The organism is Streptomyces sp. NBC_00237, from assembly GCF_026342435.1.
Classification (GTDB): Bacteria; Actinomycetota; Actinomycetes; order Streptomycetales; family Streptomycetaceae; genus Streptomyces.
Genome location: NZ_JAPEMT010000001.1, coordinates 931792 through 956694, shown reverse-complemented (window position 1 = coordinate 956694; position 24903 = coordinate 931792). Strand labels below are relative to the sequence as shown.

20 protein-coding genes are annotated in these 24903 nt (G+C 69.9%); 9 read left to right on the top strand and 11 right to left on the bottom strand.

All coding sequences use genetic code 11. From position 1 onward, the window contains the following. Positions 1-39: 39 nt before the first annotated feature. Entirely contained in the window at positions 40-2946 is a 2907-nt protein-coding gene (locus tag OG897_RS04190) for a penicillin acylase family protein (RefSeq protein ID WP_266652983.1), read from the bottom strand. Between the two features lie 277 nt (positions 2947-3223). On the opposite strand from OG897_RS04190, the gene OG897_RS04185 reads away from it, so the two are divergent. The 6 genes from OG897_RS04185 (at position 3224) to mscL (ending at position 8953) form a co-directional block, all read left to right on the top strand. Next, complete coding sequence (locus OG897_RS04185) at positions 3224-4735, top strand: potassium/proton antiporter (RefSeq protein WP_266652982.1); 1512 nt, start codon at positions 3224-3226, stop codon at positions 4733-4735. Positions 4736-4943: 208 nt separating this feature from the next. Beyond that, complete coding sequence (locus tag OG897_RS04180; protein ID WP_266652981.1) at positions 4944-6236, top strand: MFS transporter; 1293 nt, start codon at positions 4944-4946, stop codon at positions 6234-6236. Between the two features lie 66 nt (positions 6237-6302). Continuing rightward, a complete protein-coding gene (locus tag OG897_RS04175) occupies positions 6303-6671 on the top strand; it encodes an FmdB family zinc ribbon protein (RefSeq protein WP_266652980.1) in 369 nt (122 codons plus the stop codon). Between the two features lie 125 nt (positions 6672-6796). Further along, positions 6797-7639, top strand: a complete 843-nt coding sequence (locus OG897_RS04170) for an S-methyl-5'-thioadenosine phosphorylase (RefSeq protein ID WP_266652979.1) — start codon at positions 6797-6799, stop codon at positions 7637-7639. 204 nt (positions 7640-7843) lie between these two features. Continuing rightward, entirely contained in the window at positions 7844-8341 is a 498-nt protein-coding gene (locus tag OG897_RS04165; RefSeq protein ID WP_323187982.1) for an RcpC/CpaB family pilus assembly protein, read from the top strand. Between the two features lie 138 nt (positions 8342-8479). After that, positions 8480-8953 (top strand): large conductance mechanosensitive channel protein MscL, encoded by a 474-nt coding sequence (mscL, locus tag OG897_RS04160; protein ID WP_266652977.1) that lies wholly within the window; start codon positions 8480-8482, stop codon positions 8951-8953. A 43-nt stretch (positions 8954-8996) separates the two neighbouring features. On the opposite strand, the gene OG897_RS04155 is transcribed toward mscL, so the two are convergent. From OG897_RS04155 to pflB, 9 genes are all read right to left on the bottom strand, one after another. Further along, complete coding sequence (locus OG897_RS04155) at positions 8997-9182, bottom strand: hypothetical protein (protein ID WP_266652976.1); 186 nt, start codon at positions 9180-9182, stop codon at positions 8997-8999. 145 nt (positions 9183-9327) lie between these two features. After that, the gene (locus OG897_RS04150) at positions 9328-10749 is read right to left on the bottom strand and encodes an MFS transporter (RefSeq protein ID WP_266652975.1); all 1422 of its coding nucleotides are present in this window, start codon (positions 10747-10749) and stop codon (positions 9328-9330) included. 5 nt (positions 10750-10754) lie between these two features. Further along, positions 10755-11159, bottom strand: a complete 405-nt coding sequence (locus OG897_RS04145) for a hypothetical protein (RefSeq protein ID WP_266652974.1) — start codon at positions 11157-11159, stop codon at positions 10755-10757. Further along, the gene (locus OG897_RS04140; RefSeq protein ID WP_266652973.1) at positions 11156-11842 is read right to left on the bottom strand and encodes a ubiquinol-cytochrome c reductase iron-sulfur subunit; all 687 of its coding nucleotides are present in this window, start codon (positions 11840-11842) and stop codon (positions 11156-11158) included. The genes OG897_RS04145 and OG897_RS04140 overlap by 4 nt, the downstream gene beginning before the upstream one ends. Continuing rightward, positions 11839-12438 carry a 4Fe-4S dicluster domain-containing protein gene (locus tag OG897_RS04135; RefSeq protein ID WP_266652972.1) on the bottom strand — a complete coding sequence of 200 codons (600 nt, stop codon included), beginning with the start codon at positions 12436-12438 and terminating at the stop codon, positions 11839-11841. Before OG897_RS04135 ends, OG897_RS04140 begins: the two co-directional genes overlap by 4 nt. 6 nt (positions 12439-12444) lie before the next feature. Beyond that, positions 12445-14733 (bottom strand): molybdopterin oxidoreductase family protein, encoded by a 2289-nt coding sequence (locus OG897_RS04130; protein ID WP_266656560.1) that lies wholly within the window; start codon positions 14731-14733, stop codon positions 12445-12447. Positions 14734-14798: 65 nt separating this feature from the next. Beyond that, a complete protein-coding gene (locus OG897_RS04125) occupies positions 14799-15932 on the bottom strand; it encodes an MFS transporter (RefSeq protein WP_266652971.1) in 1134 nt (377 codons plus the stop codon). Positions 15933-15977: 45 nt separating this feature from the next. After that, positions 15978-16805: a pyruvate formate-lyase-activating protein gene (pflA, locus tag OG897_RS04120; protein WP_266652970.1), complete on the bottom strand. Its 828-nt coding sequence runs from the start codon at positions 16803-16805 to the stop codon at positions 15978-15980. A 137-nt stretch (positions 16806-16942) separates the two neighbouring features. After that, on the bottom strand, positions 16943-19213 hold the full coding sequence (gene pflB / locus OG897_RS04115) for a formate C-acetyltransferase (RefSeq protein WP_266652969.1): 2271 nt from the start codon (positions 19211-19213) through the stop codon (positions 16943-16945). 321 nt (positions 19214-19534) lie between these two features. Here pflB and OG897_RS04110 point away from each other — a divergent pair, with 321 nt between their 5' ends. The 3 genes from OG897_RS04110 to OG897_RS04100 all read left to right on the top strand — a co-directional run bounded on the left by OG897_RS04110 (position 19535) and on the right by OG897_RS04100 (position 22834). Beyond that, positions 19535-20734 carry a low temperature requirement protein A gene (locus tag OG897_RS04110; protein WP_266652968.1) on the top strand — a complete coding sequence of 400 codons (1200 nt, stop codon included), beginning with the start codon at positions 19535-19537 and terminating at the stop codon, positions 20732-20734. Between the two features lie 37 nt (positions 20735-20771). Then, on the top strand, positions 20772-21887 hold the full coding sequence (locus OG897_RS04105; protein WP_266652967.1) for a P1 family peptidase: 1116 nt from the start codon (positions 20772-20774) through the stop codon (positions 21885-21887). 149 nt (positions 21888-22036) lie between these two features. Beyond that, entirely contained in the window at positions 22037-22834 is a 798-nt protein-coding gene (locus tag OG897_RS04100) for a DUF6227 family protein (RefSeq protein WP_266652966.1), read from the top strand. Between the two features lie 29 nt (positions 22835-22863). Here the strand turns inward: OG897_RS04100 and OG897_RS04095 are convergent, their stop codons facing one another. Next, positions 22864-24903, bottom strand: a complete 2040-nt coding sequence (locus OG897_RS04095) for a fructose-specific PTS transporter subunit EIIC (protein WP_266652965.1) — start codon at positions 24901-24903, stop codon at positions 22864-22866.

The window sequence follows — 24903 nt, the reverse complement described above, 5'->3', positions numbered from 1 at the left end:
GCACCTGTGCTGGTGCGGGCGGAAGCACCAGTGCTGGTGCTAGGGAGTCGGCTGCTCCCCCGGAGTGACCTCCGTGCCGGGCTTCAGCACCAGGGTGTCGACGGTGGACTTGTCGACGGCCGCCTTGCTGAAGGACCAGTCGAGCAGTTCGCCCTTGGCCCACTTCTCGGTCTGGTCGCTGTAGTTGGTGTTGTAGGCGTGGCCGGAGGCGCCGGTCAGGTTGATCCAGCGGGACTTGTCGAGGTCGCTGAGGTTCACGACCATCCGCATGGAGGGGACCCAGACAACCTCGTAGCCGCCTGCCGCGTTCCAGCCGGTGGCGTTGACGGCCGCCTCGCCGCCGCCGAGGTTCCAGGGGCCTCGGTTGAGCAGGTGCTGGATGAAGCCGGGGCCCTCGGTGCCGAGGGTCTGGTTCGTCAGCGTGAGCTGGTGCAGGCGGCCCCAGTTCCAGGTCTTGATGTTCTTGCCGAGCTTGGCGGTGAGCTCCCAGCGGGCGTCCTCCATGGCCCGCGCGAACAGCTCGTCGCGGGTCGTGGTGGCCTTGTCGGTGCGGGAGGCGGGCGAGGACCACCAGTCGTTCTTCTCGTCCTTGACGAGGGTGCGCACGACCTCGAACCAGCGGTCGCCGCCGTCGGGCTGCGCGGAGTCCGCGTCGCGCTCGCCGCACTCGCGGGTGGGCTTGGCGAGGTCGTCGACGGGGCCGTCGGCGGAGCGCACGTACAGGCACTGGCCCTTGACCCGCAGTTCCTTCGGCATCTTGTTGCCGAAGGCGAGCTTGAGGACGTTGCGCCAGACGCCGTTGAAGTACGCGGCGGCCGCCGAGTCGGTCTCCTGGGTGTAGTCCCAGCCCTCCAGGAGCTTCTGCGCCTCGCGGACGGCCGGGTCGTCGATGTCGATCTTCAGCAGGTAGGGGGTGAGCAGCTTGGCGATCTCGCTGCTGTTGTCCATCTGCATGGTGCGCATGTCGTCCGAGCTGATCTTGCCGCCGTCCTTGGTCTTGGACTCGATCAGGTCGTTGATGCGCTGCGAACGGGCGCCGTAGCCCCAGTCCTCGGTGAGGAGGTACGGGAACTTCTTGGTGTCGATCACGGCCTGGTTGGCGGTGACGATAAAGCCGCGCTTGGGGTTGTACTCGTACGGCATCTCGGCCTGCGGGATGTAGCCCTGCCAGCCGTTCTTCGACTCCCAGCCCGCGGCGGGGAGGCGGCCGTCGCGGCCGCCCTTGCGGATCGGGATGGTGCCCGGGGCCTGGTAGCCGATGTTGCCCGCGGTGTCGGCGTAGATGAGGTTCTGCGACGGCACCTCGAAGTGCTTCGCGGCGGCCTGGAACTCCTTGAAGTCCTTGGCCTTGTTCATCTCGAAGACGGCGTCCATGGACTTGCCCGGCTCCAGGGCGGTCCACTTCAGGGAGACCGCGTAGCCGTTGCCCCGGTCGGGGGCGGCGTTGGTGACGGGGGCCTTGCGGCCGACCGACTCCATCTCGCCGCTGCGGTCGGAGACCAGGGGGCCGTTGTCGGTGGAGCGGACGGTGATCTTCTTGCTCTCGCCGCCCGCGACCTTGATGGTCTCGACGCGGGTCTTGAAGGGCTTTTCCTTGTTGTCGTACAGGTACGTGTTGTTCGGGCCGACCTTCTCCAGGAACAGGTCGGAGACGTCGGCACCGAGGTTGGTCATGCCCCAGGCGATGTTCTGGTTGTGGCCGATGACCACGCCCGGCATGCCGGAGAAGGTGTAGCCCGCGGTGTCGTACTGGCACTGCGAGGAGGTCTCTCGGCAGTGCAGGCCCATCTGGTACCAGAGGGACGGCATCTGCGGGGCGAGGTGCGGGTCGTTGGCCAGCAGGGGCTTGCCCGTGGTGGTCTTCGACCCGGCGATGACCCAGGAGTTCGAGCCGATGCCGTTGCCGCTCGGGCCGAGCAGGGCCGGGATCCTGTCGAGGTTGTCGGAGATCCGCGAGAGCTGGGCCTGCATGCCCTGGGCGGAGCCGACGGCGGAGTTGCCGCTCGCACCAGTACTGGTGCCGGTTCCGGTGCCCGTACGGGTGCTTGCGTTGCGGCCCGCGCTGCCGCCTGCGCCGGTGCCGGGTGCCGTGCTGCTGCCCGTGCCCGTGCTCGTGCCGTTGCCCGTGCCGTTGGCCGACGCACCCCTCGCACCCGTACCGAGGCCGTTGGCGCTGCCCGAGGAGCCGCCCTTGGCGAGGTTCTCCTCGACGATCGGCCTGTGCCGGTCGAAGGGGTACTTCGGGTACAGCTCGTCGATCTGCTTCTTGTCGAGGCGGCTCGTCATCAGCGAGCGGTCGATCTCGTCCTGCATGTTGCCGCGCAGGTCCCACGCCATCGCCTTGAGCCAGGCCACCGAGTCGACCGGGGTCCACTCCTCGACGGTGTAGTCCGTGGTGAAGCCGAGGGCCGCGTACTCGACGGAGATGTCCTTGCCGGAGCGACCCTTCAGGTACTGGTTGACGCCCGCCGCGTACGCCTGGAGGTGCTTCTTGGTCTCCGGCGACAGCTTGGTGTCGTACTCCTGCTGCGCGACCTGCCGCCACCCGAGGGTGCGCAGGAAGGCGTCCGTCTCGACCTGGCCCGAACCGAACATCTCGGAGAGGCGTCCCGACGTCATGTGACGGCGGACGTCCATCTCCCAGAAGCGGTCCTGTGCCTGGACGTAGCCCTGGGCGCGGAAGAGGTCGGCGTCCGTGGAGGCGTAGATCTGCGGGATGCCGTTGGCGTCGCGCTTGATGTCGACCGGCTGCGAGAGCCCGTCGATCGTCAGCTCGCCGCTGGTCTGCGGGAACGAGGCCCGTACGGTGCTGACGCTCCAGTACGTGCCGTAACCGACGCCCGCGACAATCGCCAGCACCAGCACGATGATGAGCAGGCGGGCGCGCCCCCTCTTCTTTTTCTTGCCTGCGGGAGCAGCGGAAGGGGCGGTGGGGGTGGCGGGCATCGCTGTCCTTAGAGGGGCAGGGTGGTCCTGGAGTGCTGGAGCCACCATAGGCGCAGCCCCGTGCCGCTCCTGACTCGGTCTCCTGAAGCCCTCAGTGAGGCAGTTGGGGAAACGCGTTAAGGAAGCATCAAAGATTAGGTAAGGTAATGAAACTACCTCGCCCGTATGCCCTGCCGCTGGAGGAACGATCCGGCTGGCCCCAGGAAAGGACCGGCCCCTGACTGTCCACCAGCTCAATGAACTCCTGCTCATCTGCGCGGTCGTACTTCTCGTCGCTGTGGCGGCGGTCCGGCTGTCCTCGCGCAGTGGGCTCCCCAGCCTGCTGATCTACCTCGGCATCGGCATCGCGCTGGGCCAGGACGGCATCGGCAACGTCGCGTTCGACAACGCCGAGCTGACCCAGGTGATCGGCTATGCCGCGCTGGTCGTGATCCTGGCCGAGGGCGGCCTGGGCACGAAGTGGAAGGAGGTCAAACCCGCGTTGCCCTCGGCGGTCGTCATGTCGACCCTCGGCGTCGCGGTGAGCGTGGGGATCACGGCGGCAGGTGCGCACTACCTGGTGGGCCTGGACTGGCGGCAGTCGCTGATCATCGGCGCGGTGGTCTCCTCGACGGACGCGGCGGCCGTCTTCTCGGTGCTGCGCAAGGTGCCGCTTCCCGCACGCCTGACGGGCGTCCTGGAGGCCGAGTCCGGCTTCAACGACGCCCCGGTGGTCATCCTGGTCGTCGCGTTCTCCACGGCCGGCCCTGTGGACTCCTGGTACGCCCTGGTGGGCGAGATAGCCCTGGAGCTGGCGATCGGCGCGGCCATCGGGCTCGCGGTCGGCTGGCTCGGCTCCCTGGGCCTGCGCAGCGTGGCGCTGCCCGCCTCCGGCCTGTACCCGATCGCAGTGATGGCCATCGCGGTCACCGCGTACGCCGCGGGCGCCATGGCGCACGGCTCCGGCTTCCTGGCGGTCTACCTGGCCGCGATGATCATGGGTAATTCCAAGCTCCCGCACTGGCCTGCCACCCGAGGCTTCGCCGACGGGCTCGGCTGGATCGCGCAGATCGGCATGTTCGTCCTGCTCGGCCTGCTGGTCACCCCGCACGAACTGCTCGACGACATCTGGCCCGCGATCATCGTCGGCCTGGTCCTGACGATGGTGGCCAGGCCCACGTCCGTACTGATCAGCCTGCTGCCCTTCGGTACGTCCATGCGCGAACAGGTGCTCCTGTCCTGGGCGGGGCTGCGCGGGGCGGTGCCCATCGTGCTGGCCACCATTCCGATGGTGGGCGGCGTCGAGGGCAGCGACCAGATCTTCAACATCGTCTTCGTGCTGGTCGTGGTCTACACGCTGGTGCAAGGACCGACCCTCCCCTGGCTGGCACGGCGGCTGAACCTGGGGGACGGCGGGGAGACCGCCGACCTGGGCATCGAATCCGCCCCCCTGGAGAGGCTGCGCGGGCACCTTCTGTCGGTGGCCATTCCGGAGGAGTCCCGGATGCACGGCGTCGAGGTCGCGGAGCTGCGGCTGCCGCCGGGCGCCGCCGTCACCCTCGTCGTACGGGACGGGACGAGCTTCGTACCGCTGCCGACGACGGTGCTGCGGCGCGGGGACGAGCTCCTGGTGGTGGCAACCGATCCGGTACGGGACGCCGCCGAGCGGCGGCTGCGGGCGGTCGGCCAGGGCGGCAAGCTGGCGGACTGGCTCGGTACGGGCGGGGAGCCGGCACCACGGCCGGTGACGGCGAAGTCACTGAGGCCGGTGACAGCGAAAGCAAGGGCGACCGAGCAAAAGCCCCTGTAGCATGAAGGTGAATTGATCGACCAACTCTGCCTGACGCAGGGCTGGCGCGACCGCACGGCGGCCTGCCCCCACCACGGGGGGCGCCTGGTATCTACCGCCGGTCCTGCGCAAGAGGACAGCTCTCGGCGGCTTCCGCACGCTCCGCGTGCCCGCGTACGACGTACGCGCAAAGGGGAATGCGCTACCAGGCGGCAGAAAGGCAAGGGCCGTGACGAACACGGTCACGACCGACGCCCCGAAGACCGACACGTCCAAGCGCCCCGGGTACGGGCAGCTGCTGCGCACCCCCGGGGTGTGGAGCTATCTGATCCCCGGGTTCCTGGCCCGGCAGCCCTTCGCGATGCTGACCATCGGCATCGTGCTGCTGGTGCAGCACACCACGGGCTCGTACGGCAGCGCGGGCATCGTCGCCGCCGTCACCGGTGTCTCGATGGCACTGTTCGCGCCGCAGAGCGGCAAGCTCGCGGACCGCTTCGGGCAACGCGCGGTGCTCATCCCCGGCGTACTGGTGCACGCGGCGTCCGTGAGCGCCCTGACGGCGCTCGCACTCGCCGACGCGCCCCTGTGGGCGCTGTTCGTCGCCGCCGTCCCCGCCGGTGCCTCGGTGCCCCAGGTGGGGCCCATGGTGCGGGCGCGCTGGGCGGCCAAGCTGGAGGGCTCGCCGCTGATGTCGACGGCCGCCGCCTTCGAGTCGGTCACGGACGAGTTCACGTTCGTGGTCGGCCCGGTGCTGGCGACCGCGCTGTGCACGGGTGTGCACCCCGCTGCGGGCCTGATCGCCGAGGCGACGCTCACCCTGGCCGGTGGCCTGTTCTTCGCGGCCCAGCGCGGCACCCAGCCGGTGCCGAGCCGTCGTGCCGGTGGGGCCAAGGTCAAGCACGTCTCCGCGCTCGCCATTCCCGGCGTACGGGTGCTCGCGGTGGCCTTCCTGGGCATCGGTTCCGTCTTCGGCGGCATGCAGGTCTCGCTCACCGCGTTCGCGCAGGAGGCGGGCAACCCGGGCATCAACGGGCTGCTGTACGGCATCTTCGCGGGCGGCAACATGCTGGCGGGCATCGTCTGCGGCACCATCGCCTGGAAGATCGGGCCGCGCCGCCGTCTGATGGCCGGGTACGTCGGCCTGACGCTGGTCGCCTCCGGGCTGTGGGCGGTGCACTCCGTGCCGCTGCTCGCGGGCCTGGGGCTGCTGGTCGGCCTGTGCATCGCGCCCGCACTGATCACCGGCTACACCATGGTCGAGACGCTGGTGCCCGCCACCGCGCGCACCGAGGCGTTCACCTGGCTGACCGGTGCGGTGGCGTTCGGGCAGGCCATGGCCGTGACGGTGGCCGGACGGCTGACGGACGCGCATGGCTCCAGCGCTGGATTCCTGGTGCCGCTGGGCGGCATGGTGCTCGCCCTGGCGGTGCTCGTGGTGCTGCGCTCGCGCCTGTTGCCGCAGTCGTCGGGACGGGTGGCCGCACGTGGTGTGGGTCACCGCGTACCGGTCACGGTGGACTGATCCAGCGGAATACGTCACTATGGACCGTCGTTAGCACTCAACGAGTGAGAGTGCCAGGAGGAGCAAGTGCCGACCTACCAGTACCAGTGCACCGCATGCGGCGAGGGCCTCGAAGCAGTGCAGAAGTTCACCGATGACGCACTGACCGAGTGCCCGGCCTGCAAGGGACGCCTGAAGAAGGTCTTCTCCGCGGTCGGCATCGTCTTCAAGGGCTCCGGTTTCTACCGGAACGACAGCCGCGGCTCCTCGTCGAGCAGCACGACGGCGTCGTCCTCTGCCTCGAAGACCGCTGCGTCTACGTCGTCCTCGTCGTCGAGCGGTGGCTCGGACGCGAAGCCCGCGGCTTCGTCGTCGGCGTCCTCGTCGTCGGCGGCTTCGTCGTCGTCCTCTTCGAGCTCTTCGAGCTCCTCCTCGGGGTCGTCCTCGGCCGCCTGAGGCACCTGCCTTCACCGCTTTCCCGAAGTCCCCGCCGTCGCTTGCGACAGCGGGGACTTCGGTGTTCCCGGGCCTCGGTGTTCCCGGGCCTCGGTGTTCCCGGGCCGGGAACTAGGCTGGCGGCCATGGTGAACGCAGCGCAGGCAGAGATCGGTGTCATCGGCGGCTCGGGCTTCTACTCCTTCCTGGAGGACGTGACCGAGGTACAGGTGGACACCCCGTACGGCAGCCCCAGCGACTCCCTCTTCCTCGGTGAGATCGCGGGCCGCAGGGTGGCGTTCCTGCCCCGTCACGGGCGCGGTCACCACCTTCCGCCGCACCGCATCAACTACCGGGCCAACCTGTGGGCGCTGCGTTCGGTGGGTGCGCGCCAGGTGCTCGGGCCGTGCGCGGTGGGCGGGCTGCGGGCCGAGTTCGGTCCGGGCACGCTGCTGGTGCCGGACCAGCTGGTGGACCGTACGAAGGCCAGGGCTCAGACGTACTACGACGGCGAGACGCCCGTCGGCGGGACGCTGCCCGAGGTCGTGCACATGTCGTTCGCCGACCCGTACTGCCCGGTGGGCCGCGAAGCCGCGCTCGCGGCGGCGCGCGGGCGGGACTGGGAGCCGGTCGACGGCGGGACGCTGGTGGTGGTCGAGGGCCCGCGCTTCTCGACCCGCGCGGAATCGGTGTGGCACGCGTCGATGGGCTGGTCGGTGGTCGGCATGACCGGGCACCCGGAGGCCGTGCTCGCGCGTGAACTGGGGCTCTGCTACACGTCGATGACGCTGGTCACGGACCTGGACGCGGGTGCGGAGACGGGCGAGGGCGTGAGCCACGAGGAGGTCCTGAAGGTGTTCGGGGCGAACGTGGACCGGCTGCGCGGGGTGCTGTTCGACGCGGTGGCGGGGCTGCCGGAGAACGCGTCGCGCGACTGCCTGTGCGCGCATGCGCTGGACGGGATCGAGACGGGGATCGCACTGCCCTGACCCCGGGCGAACCCGAAGGGGTGAGCGAGTTTTCCACAACGTGAGGGCTGTCCACAGGGCTCAGCGGGATCGGCGCGGAACGTGGATCGTGAGGGGCGTCCAGAGCGCACACTCCTCGTGATCCGGTGGTGATTCTCCGTGTTGTCGCTTGCTTCTCCTCCCCCGCTGCCCCTCCCCGCGCCGTCCGCGCCCGAGCCGTGCGGCGTGCCCGATTTCGCTCCGTTGCGGGTGCGAGGGGGCGGCTGCAGGCACTGGCTGCGGCGGGCGGTGCGGCGCAGGCGACGGGCGGTGGTCGTCGGACTCGCGGTGTCCGCCGCCGCGTTGGCCGTCGCGACGCCGCGCCCCACGGAGCGCGCCGACGCGCACACGGAGGCGGCGCAGGACGCGGGCCCGAAGCACCGGCGGGCGGTCCCGCGCGCGGAGATGGTGTCAGCGCCGGTACGGATCGCGGACGCGGAGACCGTACGGCTGCTGAGGCGCGGGGACCGGGTCGATGTGATCGCCTCCGCCAACTCACCCAGTGGCGGCCGGAGTTCGCGCGCCGAGGTGGTGGCGGCCGGAGTCCGAGTGACTGACGTGCCGAAATCGGGGGAGACTTCGGCGGACGGCGGGGCACTGGTGGTGCTGTCCGTTCCCCGCGCGACCGCCGCGCAGTTGGCGGGCGCGGGAGCGACGTCCCGGCTGGCGGTGACGCTGTGTTGACGGCGAGATCGCCTATTCGCGCTGACGAGCAGTGGGGTCACCGATACGAGTTGCCGGATTGGACAGCGGCGACCGGTGCTGCCGAGAGTTGCGGAGAAGTTTGCACTGCCCCCTGCACATGCGAAAAGAGGCTCCCTGGTGAGCAACGACGAGAAGACCAGCCTGCTGGAAGGCTTCAAAGCCTTCCTGATGCGCGGCAACGTGATCGATCTGGCGGTCGCCGTCGTCATCGGCGCCGCGTTCACCAACATCGTGAACTCGGTCGTGAAGGGCGTGATCAACCCGATCGTCGGCGCCTTCGGCACGAAGGACCTGGAGAGCTACAGCTCCTGCCTGAAGGGGACCTGCGCCAAGCTGGCGGACGGCTCGGTGGACGGCATCCAGATCATGTGGGGCTCGGTGCTCAGCGCGGTTCTGAGCTTCCTGATCACCGCCGCGGTCGTGTACTTCCTGATGGTGCTGCCGATGGCGAAGTACCTCGCCAGGAGGGCGGCCCACGAGAAGGCGAAGGAGGCGACCTCCGAGGTCATGGAGATCACCGAGATCGAGGTCCTCAAGGAGATCCGGGACGCGCTCGTGGCGCAGCGCGGGTCGGGGCACAGCACCCCGTAGCGCGGCGGACCGAGGCCGCCGCGAGGCGGCTGCTGCGGTCGGCTCAGAGGTGGTGGGGCGGCTTCTCGTCCAGGAAGCGGGCGAGGTCCGCCGCGCCACCGCCCCCGGCGGGCCGCTCTCCCCAGCCCCGATCGGTGTCGTCCGAGGACTGCTGGTCCAGCGGGTCGTCGAAGACCAGCTTGGGCCGGGGACGCGGGGCCTGCTCGGGGGCGGGGTCGGAGGTGCTCATTCCTCCAGAGTACGGCGACGGTACGGGGCGGGGGCCCCGGTCGGGTGGAGGCCGGTCAGGTGGCGGCCGGTCAGGTGGTGGCCGGTCAGGTGGTGGCCGGTCAGGTGGTGGCCGGTCGAGTGGAGGCCGGTCAGCTCAAGGCCGGTCAGCTGGGGGCTTCGGCGTTCTTGCGGGCGTAGAACCACCAGCAGACCACCAGGCAGGTCACGTAGAAGCCCACGAAGACCCAGAGCGAGTTCACGACGGGGAAGTTCGCGAACATCGCCGGGATGAAGAAGAAGCCGTAGGCCGCGATGGCCGAGCTGAAGCCGGTGACCGCGCCCGACTCCATCTCCGACTGCTTGAGCGCCTTCGCCTGCGCCGCCTCGCCCTTGCCCGCCACCTCCATCAGGTGCTGGTTGCGGAAGATCACCGGGATCTGCCGGAAGGTCGAGCCGTTGCCCAGGCCACAGAAGAAGAACGCGACGAGGAAGCCCGCGTAGAAGACCCAGAAGTTGCCGTTGTCGCCGCCGCCGGGCAGGGCGTTGATCACGACGATCAGCGCCACGCCCATGCCGACGAACGACAGCATGGTGACGCGGGCACCGCCCATCTTGTCGGAGAGCCAGCCGCCGCCCCAGCGGGCGAGGGCCCCGATGAACGGGCCGATCCAGGCGTACGTGGTCGCCGAGTAGGCCGAGTTGATCGGTGTGAACGTGGTGTTGATCAGGTTCGGCAGGGCGGCGGCGAAGCCGATGAAGGAGCCGAAGGTTCCGACGTACAGCCAGGTCATCAGCCAGTTGTGCTTCCGCTTGAAGATGACCTTCTGCTCGCTGAACGGGGCGGCGGCGACCTTGAGGTCGTTCATCAGGAACCAGGCCAGCAGCGCCATGATCACCAGCAGCGGAACCCAGAGGAACGCGCCGTTCTGGAGCCAGACGTCGTCACCGGTCTTCTTGCTGGTCAGCGCCGCACCGGCCGGGGGGCCCAGGACGGCGGCGGTGACGACGAGCGGGGCGATCAGCTGGACGACGGAGACGCCGAGGTTTCCGAGGCCGCCGTTCATGCCGTTGGCGTTGCCCTTCTCCCGCTTGGGGAAGAAGAAGCCGATGTTCGCCATGGAGGAGGCGAAGTTCGCGCCGCCGAGTCCGCAGACGGCGGCGATCAGGGCCATCTCCCAGTACGGGGTGGAGGTGTCCTGGAGAGCGAAGCCGAGCCAGAGCAGCGGGGCGATCAGGATGATCGTGGAGAACGCGGTGAACTTCCGCTCTCCGAAGATCGGCCCGATGAAGGTGTAGAGGATCCGGAAGGTGCCGCCGGTGATGCCGGGGATGGCGGTCAGCCAGAACAGCTGCGCCTTGGAGAAGCCGAAGCCGACGTCGCCGAGCTTGACGACGGTCACCGACCAGACCTGCCAGACGACGAAGCCCAGCATCAGGGCGGGGACCGAGATCCACAGGTTGCGGTTGGCGACCTTGCGTCCGGTGGACTGCCAGAAGGACGCGTCCTCGGGCCGCCAGTCGGTGATCGTGGTGCCCGGCTTGTAGGTGTCGCCGCCCGGGGCGGGGACGCCGGTGGGTGTGGCCATGGGAGTCACCGGTCCTTGGGGTCGATGAGCCAGAGGAGGAGGACGACCACGAAGGAGAGGCAGAGGAAGCCCGCACCCCACCAGGCGGTGGTGGTGTCGCCCTTCATCCACTCGTTGACGGTGATGAACAGCGCCCAGAGCTGGCCGATGACGACCGTCATGGCGAGCGTGAGGCGGGCGTTGAACGTGGCGGCGCGTTCGGGCTCCTGCTCGGTTCCCGCGCCGGGGCCGGGGCCGGTGTGGCGAATACGGGGGTCGCCGTAACCGCTGGTCGCGCGGATCTGGGGGTAGCGCTCGTGAACCGGGCGGTTCAGCCGGGGGTCGGCGCTGCCGGGGTGGTAGACGGGGCGCGGCGGGACGCCCGGGGCGGGGGCCGCGTTCGGGGGCGGGGTCGGGGTCGGTTCGCTCATGTCTGCCTGCTCGGCTGGCGGGGTTCGGCCTGCGGGTTGCGGCGCGGGGCCGCACCCGGGCAGCCGATCCGGGCCGCGAACTCGGGGCGTTCGTCGATGATCTGGCGGCACAGGCCGTCCTCGACGCTCTCGCCGGAGCGGGTGGTGCCGATCGCCCAGATGCTGCCGTCGACCTCCTCGACGACCACCACCTTGGGCAGGCCGCGGGGCGGCGGCCCTGCGGTGACCTCGCCGGTGCGGGCGTCGAAGACGCCCTCGTGGCAGGGGCAGTACAGCTCGCCCTCGGAGCCGCGTTCCTTGCGCCACAGGACCGCGCAGGCCAGGTGCGTACAGACGGCGGAGTAGCCGACGAGGGAGCCGTCGTCGAGGCGGACGGCGACGGCCCGGTCCTCGTCGCCGGGGTAGCGGAAGGCGATCGACTCGCCGGGCGGCAGGCCCTCGGCGATCCTCTTCGGCTCCGGGGCGCCGTCGCCCTCGGGGTCGCCGTGCCGGTGCAGTACTCCCCCGGCGACCGCCAGGCCGCCGACGGCGAGGCCGCCGGAGACGGTGGCGACGATCCGGAGATAGTCGCGGCGGGAGGTGAGGGAGTCGGCGCTGATCCGGTCGTGGAGTGCGGCCTGTGCGGCGTCGGCGTCCTCGGGGACCCGGGTGTCCCCGGGGGACGGTGGCTGGACTGTGCTCATCGGACGTCGACTCCGTTCACCTCGACGACCGGGAGCCCGCCGGGCACCGGCCACTGGACCTTGTCGGCGGGGACGACCATGGCGACCCCGGTGGAGACCATCACGTCGCCGAACGCGAAGGAGTCGGCGACCTGGACGCCGGGTCGCTCGGCCTGGAGCTCTTCGAGCGTTCCGTAGAAGAGGGCCCCGGTCGGGCAGACCGTGGCGCACATGGGCGCGAGCCCGTAGGCGGTGCGGTCGTAACAGAGGTTGCACTTCATCTGGAGCTTGGCTTCCAGATCGATCTTGGGGACGCCGAAGGGGCAGGCGTTCACGCAGTTCCCGCAGCCGATGCAGCGGGTGGTGTCGGCCTGCTGCACCACCCCGTCGGCGGTGATCAGGATCGCCTCGGCGGGACAGACCTCGGCGCAGGGTGCGACCGGGTCCTCGCAGTGCATGCAGACGGTGGGAAGGGAGGCGACGGATTGACCGGGCTCGGTGTAGTCGAGGTGGATCATCGACTTGCCCCGGTGCGAGTCGCATTCGCGGCAGGCCGAGACACATGCCTGGCAGCCGATGCAGCGACCCGGGTCGATGAAGATCGTTTTACCCATCATGGCTGGTCAGCGCCTCTCTTCTGCGGTCGCCCTGCCCTGTGGGGCGGTGGGCGGCAGGGTGTCGGTGCGGGAGACCTGCGTCTCCGGGTACGCCACGTGGCCGGGGGCGACGGGTGGGGCCGGGACCTCGTCGATCGACTCGGCGCGCTCGATGCGGCAGGCGCAGACCTTGTACTCCGGGATCTTGGAGCGGGGGTCGAGGGCGTCGATGGTGAGGATGTTCGCGGCCGTCGGGGCGGGCCAGTGGTACGGGACGAAGAAGGTGTCGGGGCGGATCGCCTCGGTGACCAGGGCCGGGAAGACGGCACTGCCCCGGCGGGTGACGACCCGTACCGGATCGCCGTTCTGGAAGCCGTGCGAGGGGTGCACCTCCACCCAGGGGCGCGGAGTCTGCTCGACGAGCGCGCCCACGCGGCGGGTCTGGTTGCCGGAGAGGAAGTGCGCGACGGTACGGCCCGTGGTGAGGGACATCGGGAACTCGTCGTCGTACGGGTCCATCGGCTGGTGCCACTCGACGGCCTGGAGGTGGATCTTGCCGTCGGGGTGCCAGGTCCTCCCGTCCTCGAAGAGGCGGGGGGTGCCGGGGTGCTCGGTGTCCGGGCAGGGCCAGGCGATGCCGCCGGTCTCCTCCAGGCGCTCGTAGGTGATGCCGTAGTAGTCGTTGACGGTGCCGGAGGAGGCGACGCGGAGTTCGTCGAAGACCTCGCGGGAGCCGGCGAAGGCGAACTTGTCGCCCACGCCGAGGCGTTGGGCGAGCTGGCACATCACCCAGGTGTCGGTGCGGACGCCCGCCGGGGGTTCCTGGGCCTTGTTGTGCTTGACGACGCGGGCCTCGGCGTTGGCCATCACGCCCTCGTCCTCGGCCCAGGTGGTGACGGGGAAGACGACGTGCGCGTTGGCGGCCGTCTCGGAGAGGAAGAAGTCGAACTGGGCGTGGAACTCCGTCGCGTCGTAACCCTCCTTCGTCACCCGGTAGTTGGGCAGGGAGACGAAGGGGTTGTTGCAGATGCCGATCAGGCCGCGGATCTCGCCGCGCCGCATCTGCCAGACCATCTCCATCATCGAGGTTCCCGCCGCCGGGAGTTCGGACTCCTCGATGCCCCAGATCTCGCAGATCTGGCGGCGGTGCTCGGCGTTCATGATGGAGCGGCCGCCGGGCAGCATGTCGGACTTCTGGCCGTGCTCGCGCCCGCCCTGTCCGTTGCCCTGGCCGGTGATCGTGCCGTAACCGGCCCCTGGCTTGCCGATGTTGCCGGTGGCGACGCAGAGGTTGATGACGGAGAGGCAGTTCTCGACACCCTGCGAGTGGTGCTCGATGCCGCGCGCGTGCCAGGCCATCGCCTTGCCCGCGCCCGCGAAGACCCGGGCGACCTGTTCGATCTGGGCGGCGGGGACCCCGCAGATCCCGGCGGAGCGCTCGGGCGGGTACTCGGCGGCCTTGGCCTTCACCTCGTCCCAGCCGGTGGCGTACGCCGCGAGATACGCCTCGTCGACCAGCTCTTCGCGCACGACGACGTGCAGGACGGCGTTGAAGAACGCGGAGTCAGTGCCGGGTTTGAGGGCGACGTGGATGTCGGCGGTGCGGGCGACGGCCGTCTCGCGCGGGTCGACCACGATCAGCACCGCACCCCGGTCGCGCGCACCCCACAGGTACTGGGTCATCACCGGGAAGCACTCGCCGACGTTGGAGCCCGCGATGAGCAGGCAGTCGGTGAGGAGGATGTCGGAGAAGGGGTTGCCCGCGCGGTCGATGCCGAAGGCGAGCTTGTTGGCCCCGGCGGCGGAGACCATGCACAGGCGGCCGTTGTAGTCGACGTGCTTCGTCCTGAGGGCGACCCGGGCGAACTTGCCGACCAGATACGTCTTCTCGGAGAAGAGGCTCGCGCCGCCGAGCAGGCCGAACGCGTCGTTGCCGTACGCCTGTTGGATGCGCCGGATCTCGGAGACGGTGAAGTCGAGGGCCTCCTCCCAGGAGACCTCCTCGAACTCCTCGTCGCGGGAGCGGCGCATCAGGGGGGCGGTCAGGCGGTCGGGGTGGTTGACCTGCTGGTAGGCGTTGATGCCCTTGGGGCACAGCCGCATCCGGTTGATGTCGTGGTTGCGCGGCTCGACGCCGAAGACCTTGCCGCCCTTGTCGACGCGCAGATACATGCCGCACTGCACGCCGCAGAAGCAGCAGTGGGTGGGGACGAGGGTCTCGCCGTTCTGGTCGGCGTGCCACTGGTCGGCGGGGATGCCGCCCGCGTCGCGGAAGCCCCGGGTGCCGGGCGGGGAGATGGCGGGGTCGAGCGGGATGCGTCCGCCCGGCGGGGCGGGCTTCGCGCTCCGGACGGTCGGCCCCAACGGGACGTCTTGCGCGGTCACTTGAAGCCCTTCTTGACGTGCGAGAGGTAGGCGTTGCCGCGCAGCTCGCGCTTGCAGCGGGGGCAGTACTCGGCCCATTCGGCGAAGTCGAGCTTCAGGTCGCGCATGGTGGCTTCGAGGTTCTCGACGTACGGCGCGGTGTCGATCGGGGTGTCGCAGCGGCGGCAGTGGAAGACCTCGTCCTGCTGCCTCGCCGTGTACTTGAAGAGCTGCATACCGACGGCCGCGGGCCGCTGCACGATGTGGAAGAACTTCCCGAAGGGGACGTAGATGAGGGTGAAGACCACCGAGACCATGTGCAGGAGCGCCAGGAACTCGTAGCCGCCGCCGTGCAGGAAGATCGAGGAGAAGGTCAGGAGCAGGCCGGTGACCGAGATGACGATGAGCGCGATGAGCGGGACCAGGTCGTAGGCGAAGCGCTGTCCTGTCATCGCGCCTCGGTCCTTCATCCGCCGCCACAGGAAGTACGAGGCTCCGGGGATGACCAGTACGGCGGCGACGTCGAGGCCGTGGAACATCAGCCAGCCGATGAGGCTGGCGGAGTCGTAGCCGAGGACCTTGAAGCCCCAGACGCGCATCTCGTAGCCGGGGCCCGAGCCGGTCGAGGACGTGAAGGTGAACCAGCCCCAGGTGAGGGGGAAGGTGATCGCGGCGGCGAGGATGCAGCCCCAGAAGATGAGCTGGTGAGCGGCCCAGCGGGCGTGGCTGCGGGCGCCGAGGAACTTCTGGAAGCCGAGGTAGGTCGCGATCATCCTGGGGAGCGCGGTGGGGGCCTTGCGGAAGTTCTCGGCGGAGAAGAGGCTGCCCCAGCCCTTGGTGAAGAGGCGGCGGGCGCCGGGGGCGGAGACCCAGACGGTGTAGCGGTAGGCGACGCCGAAGGCGAGGAAGATCGTGGCGACGGCGTAGGGGAGGAGGGCGGAGTCGAAGTCCCTCAGCATTCTGCTGCCGAAGTAGATGGCGAGGACGAGGAGCGCTGACACCGCTGTGGCGACGAGGGTGGCGCGTCGGGTCACCGAGAGGGTGGGACGGGGGGAACCGAGCGGTGCGGCTCCGCCGGGGGCCGCAGGGGGGACGCCCCCGGGGCTGGGGGGCGGTGTCGGGTCCGGTGTCAGTGGTGAGGGCTCGGTCACTCCATCAAATTAGGGCGAAAGGGTATTTTTCACCCCTTGGCGCACTCAAACGGCGTACAGGCCGTGCCCCTGGAAGATCTCGCGGGCCGCCGCCACTTCGGCCGGACCGGGGGACGGGGTGTCGTGCAGGGTGAAGGTCTTGCCGAGGGCCTCCCACTTGGCCTCGCCCAGCTTGTGGAAGGGAAGGACGTCGACCCGCGAGACCACGCCCAGGGAGGCGGCGAAGGCGGCGACGCCCTCGACGTTGGCCGGGTCGCCCGTCAGGCCCGGCACGAGGACGAAACGTACGTGCACCTGCTTGTCGAGGGCGGCCAGGCGGCGGGCGAAGTCGAGAGTGGGGGCCAGTTCGCGGCCGGTGACCTTCGTGTACGTGGCCGGGTCCCAGGACTTGATGTCCAGGAGGACGAGATCGACGTCGCGCAGCATCGCGTCGGTGGCGCGCGCGCCCAGGTAGCCGGAGGTGTCCAGGGCGGTGTGCAGGCCGAGTTCGTGCTTGAAGCGGTGGAAGAGCTCGCCCGCGAAGACCGGCTGGAGGAGGGGTTCGCCGCCGCTGATCGTGGCACCGCCGCCGGACGCCCGGATGAACGTCGTGTACTTGGCCGCCTCCGCGACGATGTCGTCCGCCGCGTACCGCTTCCCGTTGCGCATCTTCATGGTGTCGGGGTTGTGGCAGTACAGGCAGGTCAGCGGGCAGCCGGAGAGGAACGTGACGAAGCGGGTGCCGGGGCCGTCGACGCCGGTGGACAGGTCCCAGGAGTGCACCGAGCCGCTGATGGGCCGCTGGGTGGCGGCACCGGCCGGGGTCGCGCCCTCGGGCGCGGCGGGGACGGCGGCCCGTACGGGGATATCCGTTCCGAGCAGTACGGCGGTCATGGCAGGAACCTCCTGGGAGGGGCGGAGAAACGTTTTCGTACGGCGCCGGGACCGGGTGTGGTCAGGGGGATCGGTCCCGGCGCCGTACGGATCCGGGGGCCCGCGAGGATGCGGGCGGGGCGCTGGCGGGCGGGGCCCTAGAGCGAGCCGTGGAAGGTGCGGTTGATGACGTCGAGCTGCTGCTCGCGGGTCAGCCGCACGAAGTTGACCGCGTAGCCGGAGACCCGGATGGTCAGCTGCGGGTAGTTCTCCGGGTGCTCCATGGCGTCTTCGAGCATTGCCTTGTCGAGCACGTTGACGTTCATGTGGAAGCCGTTGCTCGCCATGAAGCCGTCGAGGACGCCCGCCAGGTTCGCCACGCGCTCCTCGGCCGTGCGGCCGAGCGCGTCCGGCGTGATGGTGTTCGTCAGCGAGATGCCGTCCTCGGCGTCGTCGTAGGGCAGCTTCGCGACCGACAGGGCGGAGGCGATGTAGCCGTGCTCGTCGCGTCCGTTCATCGGGTTGGCGCCGGGGGCGAACGGGGTGCCCGCGCGGCGGCCGTCGGGGGTGTTGCCGGTCTTCTTGCCGTAGACCACGTTTGAAGTGATCGTGAGCACAGACTGTGTGTGCAGGGCGTCGCGGTACGTCGGGTGCTTGCGGATCTTCTTCATGAAGTCCTCGACGATGCGCCGGGCGATCTGGTCCGCGCGGTCGTCGTTGTTGCCGTACGCCGGGTAATCGCCCTCGATCTCGTAGTCGACCGCGAGGCCCGTCTCGTCCCGGATCACCTTCACGCGGGCGTGCTTGATGGCGGAGAGGGAGTCGGCGGCGACCGAGAGACCGGCGATGCCGCAGGCCATGGTGCGCAGGATCTCCTGGTCGTGCAGGGCCATCTCGATGCGCTCGTACGCGTACTTGTCGTGCATGTAGTGAATGACGTTGAGCGCGTGGACGTACGTCTTCGCCAGCCAGTCCAGCATCGCGTCGTAGCGCGGGGCGACGTCCTCGTAGTCGAGGTGGTCGCCGGTGACCGGCTCGAAGCCCTTCACCACGGTCTTGCCGGACTTCTCGTCCCGGCCGCCGTTGATGGCGTACAGCAGCGCCTTGGCGACGTTGACGCGGGCGCCGAAGAACTGCATCTGCTTGCCGACGGCCATCGCCGAGACGCAGCACGCGATGGCGGTGTCGTCGCCGTACTTCGGGCGCATCAGCTCGTCGGACTCGAACTGGATCGCCGAGGTGTCGATGGCGACCTGCGAGGCGTACTCCTTGAAGCCCTGGGGAAGCTGCTGCGACCAGAAGACGGTCAGGTTGGGCTCGGGGGCCGGACCCAGGTTGTAGAGCGTCCGGAGGGCGCGGAAGGTGGTGCGGGAGACCAGCGGGCGGCCGTCCTCGCCGATGCCCGCCATCGACCAGGTCACCCAGGTCGGGTCGCCGGAGTAGAGCTCGTTGTACTCCGGGGTGCGCAGGAAGCGGACGATGCGGAGCTTGATGACGAAGTCGTCGATGAACTCCTGGGCCTGCTCCTCGGTGATGAGGCCCTTCTCGATGTCGCGCTGGAGGTAGATGTCGAGGAAGTTGTCGATGCGGCCGATCGACATGGCCGCGCCGTTCTGCTCCTTCACGGCGGCGAGGTACGCGAAGTACAGCCACTGGACGGCCTCGCGGCCGGTGGTCGCCGGGCCGGAGATGTCGTAGCCGTACGAAGCGGCCATCGACGCGAGTTCCTTGAGCGCCTTGATCTGCTCGGAGATCTCCTCGCGGTCGCGGATGACGTGCTCGGTGGCCCACTGCTCGCCCAGGCGCGCCTTGTCGGCCTCCTTCGCCTCGATGAGGCGGTCGACGCCGTACAGGGCGACGCGACGGTAGTCGCCGATGATGCGGCCCCGGCCGTACGCGTCGGGCAGGCCCGTGATGATGCCGGAGGAGCGGCAGGCGCGGATCTCGGGGGTGTAGGCGTCGAAGACGCCCTCGTTGTGGGTCTTGCGCAGGTGCGTGTAGACGTCGCGGACCTGGGGATCGGCCTCGTAGCCGTACGCGTTGAGGGCCGTCTCCACCATGCGCCAGCCGCCGTTGGGCATGATCGCGCGCTTGAGGGCGCCGTCGGTCTGGAGACCGACGATGAGGTCCTTGTCGGCGTCGATGAAGCCGGGGGCGAAGGCGTCGATGCGCGACGGGGTCGACACGTCGACGTCGTAGACGCCCTTCGCGTTCTCCTCGGGGAACATGCCCAGGAGCTTCTGCCACACGGCGGTGGTGCGCTCGGTGGCTCCGGTGAGGAAGGCGGCGTCGCCCTCGTACGGGGTGTAGTTCCGCTGGACGAAGTCGCGGACGTCCACCGCGTCGCGCCACAGTCCGTCCTCGAAACCGTCCCAGGCGTCCTGCGCCTGCGTCTCGGTCGCCGTCGTGTCCACGGGGGCTGTGGTCATCGTCCGCACCTTCCGTTCCTGCTTCGTCGCTGTGCCTCCATTCCACTCCTGTCGGGTGCCTCCCGCGGGAAGCAATGGTCCTCAGTCGAGGACCGAAAGGCCCCTTTTCCATCGCGCGGGCTTCGGTAATGGCCTTCTGACCTGCGGTTTTTGGCGGGACTTACGTCCCAAGTTCGCTTGTGAATACATTCACAAAGAATGTCCGGCGCGTACGGAGCACGTACGCGAGCGACTCCCCCGACCGCCCCAGGCCGCTCCCGCCGCCCCCCGCCGGACCGCTTCCGCGCGCGCACGACGGCCGCCTCTGGTCTCTTGGTACGTATGAGCCATCCGACCGCACCCACCGGCCTGCTGCGCCGGATGACGTCGCGCAGTCCCGAGGAGGGACACCGCGCCGCGACAGCGCTGGAGCTGTTCTTCGACCTGTGTTTCGTGGTCGCCGTCGCCCAGGCCGGTGCGCGCCTGGTGCACGCCGACGCGGAGGCCCATATCGCCTCCGGTGTGCTCGGCTACTTCCTCGTCTTCTTCGCCATCTGGTGGGCGTGGATGAACTTCACCTGGTTCGCCTCGGCCTACGACAACGACGACGTGTTCTACCGGGTCGCCGTACTGGTGCAGATCGCGGGCATCCTGGTGTTCGCCGCCGGGATCCCGCGTGCTTTCGACAACGGCGACTGGACCATCGGCATCATCGGGTACGTCGTGATGCGGCTGGCGATGACCTTCCAGTGGCTGCGGGTCGCCCGGCACAACACCGGTGCCGAACGGTCCATGGCGCTGAAGTACGCGCTCGGTCTCGCGATCTGCCAAGTCGGCTGGGTCGCCGTGATCTTCCTGCCGGACGGGGCCCGTCCGTACCTCTTCGCGGTACTGGTGCTGGCCGAGCTGAGCGTGCCGCCGCTCGCCGAGAAGGGCTTCCGCACCTCCTGGCACCCGCACCACATCGCCGAGCGCTACAGCCTGTTCACCATCATCGTGCTGGGCGAGTCGATCACCGCCGCCACGATCGCCGTGCAGAAGGGCCTGGACGAGCGCGACGAGCTGGGTGAGCTGCTCGCCATCGCCGGTGGCGGCCTGCTCATCGTGTTCGCCGCCTGGTGGATCTACTTCTCCTCACCCGCCCACGAGCGGCTGACCTCCATGAAACGGGCCCTCCAATGGGGTTACGGGCACTTCTTCATCCTCGCCTCGGCGGCGGCGATCGGAGCGGGAATCGAGGTCGCCGTCGAACAGGACACCGGCGAGGCGCACATCTCCTCCGTCACGGCCGCCGCCGCGGTGACGGTGCCCACCGCGCTCTTCCTGTTCACCTGCTGGCTCCTCCAGGCCCGGCACTTCAAGCGGGACGCGGCCGAGAAGGCGCTGATGCCGGTCACGGTCGTGCTGGTGCTCGCCTGCACCTTCCTCGGCATCTGGGGAGTGCTCGCGGCGGGCATCGTCATGGCGGTCGCCGTCACGGTCGGCGTGCTGCTGTCGAACCGGCCGGACAGTGCGAGCCTGCGCACCCCGCAGCTCACCTGACCTCCTCACGCCGCACGTCGCGTGATACGCAGGGTCCATGGGAGACCTCGGCGGAAAGCCCGGAACGAACGACGCTCTGACCGACGTGGCAGGACTGCGGGTCGGCCACGCGCGCGCGAAGGGCGCGCTCGCACTGTCGGGAAGCACGGTCGTGCTCGCCCCGGAGGGCGGTTTCACCGCCGCCGTGGACGTACGGGGCGGAGGTCCCGGCACCCGCGAGACGGACGCCCTGGACCCGCGCAACCTGGTGCAGCGCACCGACGCGATCGTCCTCACGGGCGGCAGCGCGTACGGGCTCGACGCGGCGTCCGGGGTGGTGGCCTGGCTGGAGGAACAGCGGCGCGGCTACCGGATAGGGCTCGACCCCGCGCAGGTGGTGCCGGTGGTCCCCGCCGCCTGCCTCTTCGACCTGGGGCGCGGCGGCGACTGGCGATCCAGGCCGGACGCGGCGACGGGACGCGCCGCCGTGGAGGACGCCGCGAGCACCACGCCTGGTGCCCCGGTCGCACAGGGTGCGGTGGGCGCCGGTACGGGTGCCGTGGCGGGCGGCCTCAAGGGTGGCGTGGGCACCGCGAGCGTACGGCTGGACTCGGGGGTGACGGTGGCGGCTCTGGTGGTGGTGAACGCCGCGGGCTCGCCCGTCGACCCGCTGACGGGCGTGCTGTACGGGGAGTACCTCCAGGGCCCTGTCACGTACCCGCGCGAGGAGGCGCACCGGGAGGCGGTACGTCGCACCCAGGAGGCGCGCGAGGAATCCGCGCGACGGTACGCCGCCTCCGTGCACCCCCCGCTGAACACCACCCTCGCGGTCGTCGCCACCGACGCCACGCTCACCCGCGCGCAGGCGCACAAGCTGGCGGGCACCTCGCACGACGGCTTCGCGCGCGCCCTGCGTCCGGTGCACCAGCTGACGGACGGCGACACCGTCTTCGCCCTGTCCACGGGGGCGTCGCCCCTGCTCACGGGCGAGCACCCCGCGGAATTCGCCGCACAGTTGACGGCCATCGCCCTGAACGAGGTGCTCGCGGCGGGTGCGGACACGGTGACGCGGGCGATCGTGAAGGCGGTGCGGGCGGCGGAGGGCGTCGAAGGGCCCGGCGGGGTGTTCCCCGCATACCAGGATCTCTACCCCGGGGCGGGCCAAGCCGGGTAACTGGGGTATTTCGGGGGCGGTTTGCGGGAACCTCTCGGACATCGCCCTTCGTTCACTGGCAAATAAGTGCCGTTCCAGGGCGCGATGTCAGACCCACCGGCTACGTTGAGTTCCGAGAGCGTTACACGCGGCGACGGCCTGGAGAAGCCTTGAACGATCCGTACGAGCACGAGAGCGACGGCCTCGACGAGCACGATGGCCTCGAAACCACCGAGGAGCACCTCGGCCGGCTCCTGGGCCGTGCCCTGAACTCCTTCGACCTGCCCGACGAGACGGTCGAGCGGCTCCAGTCGACGCTGGCGCACAACTCCTCACTGCGCTCATCCCACCACAGTTCCGGCCTGCGCCGCTCCCTGCACCGGCACACGTTCCTGCTCGCCGACGGGTCGCCGCTCACCCTGTGGGAGCTGGTGCACAACGCGGGGCGCGACCGTCACGTCCAGCACGAGCTGTACACGGACGTCGACGAGGCCAGGCTCGCCGCGAACCGGCTCGCGCAGCGCGGCGGTTCGCACCCCGAGGAGCTGCCGATGTTCCCCGAGTGCCCGGAGTACGCGGAGGAGGAGCCCGACGCCCTCACCACCCTCCTCGCCCGGCCCGGCCCGGAGACCCGGCGCTCCTTCGTGCCCGACGACTCCGCCGACCACGCGCGCCGGGTCCTGCGCCGCGCGGAGAACGCGAACCGTCCGGGCGAGGAGACGGCCAGGCTGCTCATGGACGCCCTGGCGCACGAGATCACGCAGGTGTGCGGGCGGCAGTGCCGCGTCAAGGGAAGGGACGTGGGCTTCACGCTGTACGAGCACGCGTTCCTGCTGATGGACGGCAGCGAGTTCAGCCTCTGGGAGGTCGAGCACACGGCGACCCCGGACGGCCGCCACATGTGCGAGGTGTACGCGGACAAGAACACCGCCCGCGAAGCGATGGGGCTTCGCGGGCGGGTGCGGTGATCGAAGGTCAACTACTGGGCGGTACGGAATCAGGCGGCGACGGGCGCCTTCTCCTCGGTCTTCCGCGCGGGCGCGGCCTCCGGCTGCTTGCGCATCCCCTTGAGGAGGATGACGAGTCCCGTGGTGACGCCCACACCGGCGGCGATGGCCACCAGGTACAGCAGCGGGTTGCCGATCAGCGGCACCACGAACACACCGCCGTGCGGGGCACGCAGGGTGTTCTCGAAGGCCATCGACAGCGCTCCGGTGACCGCGCCGCCCGCCATGGAGGCGGGGATGACGCGCAACGGGTCGGCGGCTGCGAAGGGGATCGCGCCCTCGGTGATGAAGGACGCCCCGAGCACCCAGGCGGCCTTGCCGTTCTCGCGCTCCGTCGTGGTGAAGAGCCTGCCGCGCACCGTGGTGGCGAGCGCCATCGCCAGCGGAGGCACCATGCCCGCGGCCATCACGGCGGCCATGACCTTGAGGCTGCCGTCGTTCGGGTTGGCGAGGCCGCCGACCGCGAAGGCGTACGCGACCTTGTTGAGCGGGCCGCCGAGGTCGAAGCACATCATCAAGCCGAGGATGACGCCCAGGATGATCGCGTTGGTGCCGGAGAGGCTGGAGAGCCAGTCGGTGAGGGCGGTCTGGAGCTTCGCGATCGGCTCGCCGATCACCAGGAACATCAGGAAGCCGACGACGATCGAGGAGATCAACGGGATGACGACCACCGGCATGATCCCGCGCAGGGCCGCCGGGATCCTGACCCGCTGGATCGCCATCACCGTGCCGCCCGCGAGCAGACCGGCGACGAGACCGCCGAGGAAGCCCGCGTTGATGGCCACGGCGATCGAGCCGCCGACGAAGCCGGGCACGAGCCCCGGCCTGTCGGCCATGCCGTACGCGATGTAGCCCGCCAGCACCGGCACCAGGAAGCCGAACGCGAGTCCGCCGATCTGGAACATCAGGGCGGCCCAGCTGGTGTGGTCGGCCCAGGCGAAGTGCTCGATGACGGACGGGGCCTTGTTGATCCCGTACCCGCCTATCGCGAAGCCGAGGGCGATGAGCAGCCCGCCCGCCGCGACGAAGGGCACCATGTAGCTCACGCCGCTCATCAGCCAAGTGCGGAGCTTCGCGCCGTAGCTCTCCTCGGCGTCCCCCGACTCTTCTACAGGGCTCCGCCTGGAAGGTGCTGCGGAGACGTCTCCCCTGGCGGCCTTCTCCCGGGCCTCCGCGATGAGTTCGAGGGGACGGTTGATGCCCGCCTTCACGCCGACGTCGACGGTCGGCTTCCCGGCGAAGCGCTCGCGGTCCCGTACGGGCACGTCGTGGGCGAAGATCACCGCGTCGGCGGCGGCGATGACGGCCGGGTCGAGGCGGGTGAAGCCGGACGAGCCCTGGGGCTCGACGGTGAGCTGCACACCGTCGCCGTTGCCCGCCTGTTCGAGGGCTTCGGCGGCCATGTAGGTGTGCGCGATGCCGGTGGGACAGGAGGTGACGGCGACGATACGGAAGGGGGCCGGGGCCTCCTGTGCCGGTGCTTGCGGAGCCGCCTGCGCGGGCTCCTGTGCTGGTGCCTGTGCCGGTGACTGTGCTGTTGCTTCCGCAGGCTCCTGCGCTGGTGCTCGCGCAGCCTGTGCGGCCGGAGCCTCGTCGCCCCTGATCAGTGCCGCCGCCGACTCCGCGTCACCCACCGCCCGCAGCGCGTCCGTGAACTCGGTGTTCATCAGGTGCCGCGCCAGGCTGGAGAGGATCGTCAGGTGGGCGTCGTCCGCGCCCGCCGGGGCGGCGATCAGGAAGATCAGGTCCGCCGGGCCGTCCGCCGCGCCGAAGTCGATGCCCGACGCGCTGCGCCCGAAGGCGAGCGTCGGCTCGGTGACGTGCGCGCTGCGGCAGTGCGGGATACCGATGCCGCCCTCCAGGCCGGTCGGCATCTGCGCCTCGCGCGCCGCCACGTCGGCGAGGAAACCGTCGAGGTCGGTGACCCTGCCGAGCCCCACCATCCGGGTCGCGAGCGACCGGGTCGCCTCTTGTTTGGTGTCGGCGGCCAGGTCGAGGTCGACCAGGTCCGCGGTGATCATCTGGCTCAT